The 1,918-nt window shown below is 74.1% G+C and carries 2 protein-coding genes and 1 pseudogene; all 3 read right to left on the reverse strand.

What is annotated here, in order from left to right; genetic code table 11:
• Positions 1–265: pseudogene (locus tag ACZ5CR_RS44115) on the reverse strand (cytochrome P450); the annotation flags it as partial.
• 44 nt (positions 266–309) lie between these two features.
• Positions 310–1,164, reverse strand: coding sequence for a class I SAM-dependent methyltransferase (locus ACZ5CR_RS44120; RefSeq protein ID WP_468868990.1), 855 nt, complete (start codon positions 1,162–1,164; stop codon positions 310–312).
• On the reverse strand, positions 1,164–1,918 hold a 755-nt coding region (locus ACZ5CR_RS44125), incomplete at its 5' end, for an alpha/beta fold hydrolase (RefSeq protein ID WP_468868993.1). The genes ACZ5CR_RS44125 and ACZ5CR_RS44120, both read right to left, overlap by 1 nt.

A 1,918-nucleotide genomic window follows, 5' to 3' on the forward strand; every position in this document is an offset into this window, starting at 1 on the left:
TCAGCGGGTTGCCGAAGTGGCCGGCGAGGCCTTCGAAGAAGCGGCCCCGTTCGAACGCCTCGGTGTCCACCTGGATGCGGTGGACCAGGGCCGGGTCGTTGGCCAGGTACAGGTGGAAAGGGCCGAAGCCGATGCGGACCAGCGGGTCGTCGGTGCGGGTGGACTCGAAGAAGGACAGCGGCCTGCGCAGCAGGGCGGGCGCGTGTCCGAGCAGGGGGATCCGGCCCGGTGCGGGCGGGCAGGGCGAAGGGGCGGTCGCCGGCATGGGTGGTCTCGGCTCCTCGTCGGTGGTCGGGGAGAGGGGCGCCGTCAGCGGTGGGCGGCGGGCACGGTGCCGACGGCCAGGGCGTTTCCCTCGCTGATGTATCCGTCGGGGGAGTTCAGCGGGTGGTCGGGCGCGGCGGGGTCGGTGAACCGCCGCCACTCCTGGCTCAGGCCGAGCGCCAGGGCCTGCCCGGCGAGCTGGGTGCAGGCCGCGGTGTAGAAGTCCGTCGCGGCGGGGGTCAGCGGCGCGTGGTGCTCGATCAGGACCGTCCGCTGGAGCACTTCGGTGAGCCCTGCCCGCTTGAAGTGGCGGTACAGCTCCCGGGTGCGCAGCAGTTGGCGGGCGTAGCCCGGTGCGGCGCCCGCGGCGCGGAAGAAGTCGCCGAACAGATAGGGGTCGGCGGGCCGTGCGGTGATCAGATGGGCGTCGAGGTCCTTGACGGCCACGGTGCCGCCCGGACGCACGACGCGGCTGAACTCGGCCAGTGCGGCGGCCAGTTCGTCGTCGTCGAGGTACTGCACGGTGTTGGAGCACCACACGGCGTCGAACGAGTCGTCCGGGTAGGGCAGTTCGAGCAGGCTCGCCCGGTGCACCTCGACGGGGCAGGGCAGTTGCCACTCCCCGACGCGCCGTGCGGCGAGCGCGACGTTCTCCTCGGCGAGGTCGATGCCGGTGACCCTGCCGCTCGCGCCCACGAGGGAGCCCAGGTGCGGCAGGAAGTCACCGGGACCGCAGCCCGCGTCGAGCACGTGCTGGCCCGGTGCGATGCCCGCTCGGTCGAGGAGGTCGAGGTAGGGCCGTTCGCAGGCGCGGAAGTGGGTGTCGACGACGGAGTGGTGGGTGAAGCCGAGGCCGGTCGAGGTGGTGTAGCCCCAGTCCTTGTGGTCTTCGGTCAGCATCAGAGGTCTCTGCTTCCGGTGTCGGCGCCGACGGGTGTCGCGGGGCGGTCGTGGTCCGTGGCGGCGATCTCGACGAGGAGGTGGCCCAGGGCCGCGGCGACCGTCCCGGGCGCTTCCAGGGGTTGCAGGTGCCCTGCGTCCGCCACCGTGATCAGCCGCGCGTGGGGCAGGGCGTCGGCGACGTGCCGGGACTCCTCGGCGGCGACCAGTTCGTCCTCGGCGCCGGCGATCACCATGGCCGGTACGCGGGCGGCGCGCAGCACGTCGGTGGAGTCGGGGCGCGCGGCGATGGCCCGTTGGGCCCAGGCCAGGGCGGCCGGGTCGGCCGCTCGGGCGTCGGCGAGGACGCGGGCCAGGAGCGCGGGGCTGCGCTGCCGGGTCGTGGCGCCGAGCAGTGCGGGTGTGACGCGTTCGACCAGGGGCCGCCCGGCCTTCTCGTCCTGGACGACATGGGCGAACTGCAGGCGTTGGGCGGCGGCTTCGGGGTTGTCGGGGGTGGCTCGGGCGGACATCAGGGCGAGCCCCGCGACCCGGTCGGGGAAGCGCCGCAGGAACGCCATCGCCGCGTATCCGCCCATGGACGACCCGGCCAGGGCGGCCCGTTCGATGCCGTGCTCGTCGAGGGTGCGGGCCAGGTCGTCGGCCACGGTGTCGAGGGACGGCGGCGCGTCGCCGAGCGGCGTGGTCCCGAAGCCGCGTTGATCGGGGGTGAGGACCCGATGGCCGAGCGCGCGCAGGGCGCCTGCCTGGGCCT

It is taken from the genome of Streptomyces sp. NPDC031274 (assembly GCF_055570235.1).